Source organism: Dehalococcoidia bacterium (assembly GCA_025054935.1).
In the GTDB taxonomy this organism is placed as follows: domain Bacteria; phylum Chloroflexota; class Dehalococcoidia; order SpSt-223; family SpSt-223; genus JANWZD01.
Map to the genome: position 1 here is coordinate 1 of JANWZD010000087.1, position 503 is coordinate 503.

Sequence of the window (503 nt, forward strand, 5' to 3'; positions counted from 1 at the left end):
GATCGCGAAGAGGCGTCAAGCGGGAAGCGTGCCGCGAGGCTCGATCGGCGAAGTCGAACCGTCCGGCGAAGCGCGGCACAGGTAGCCGCGATAGAAAGCGGACGTGTCTCCGGGTATAATAATCGAAACAAGTGAAGCGCTTGTTCCGAGAGACAGGGACCGACCGAGGGGAGGGGGCCGTGGCTCGTGTCAAGCGCATCGTCTGCCTCGCCAACTCGCGGAAGCGGAGCGGTCGGTGCATCGCCGGCCGGGAGTGGGACGGGAGCAAGGCGGGACCGTGGATCCGGCCGGTGCGCGAGGATCCGTCGAAGGGCATCTGCGTCCCGTGCTACGCCGAAGGCGATCGTGATATCAAGGTATTGGATATCGTGGAAGTTCCGCTCATCGAACATCGACCGCGACGCCATCAGCAGGAGAATTGGCTGTTCGATCCGAAATTGCCATGGATTCGCAAGGGGCGCGTGAGTGAGACGGATCTCGACGCGTTCGTCCAATATCCAGAC

1 protein-coding gene is annotated in these 503 nt (G+C 62.4%); it reads left to right on the plus strand.

Going from position 1 to position 503, the window contains the following annotated elements; genetic code table 11:
- Positions 1-179: 179 nt before the first annotated feature.
- Positions 180-503: hypothetical protein (locus NZ773_16400; protein MCS6803504.1), on the plus strand; the 324-nt coding region annotated here is incomplete at its 3' end.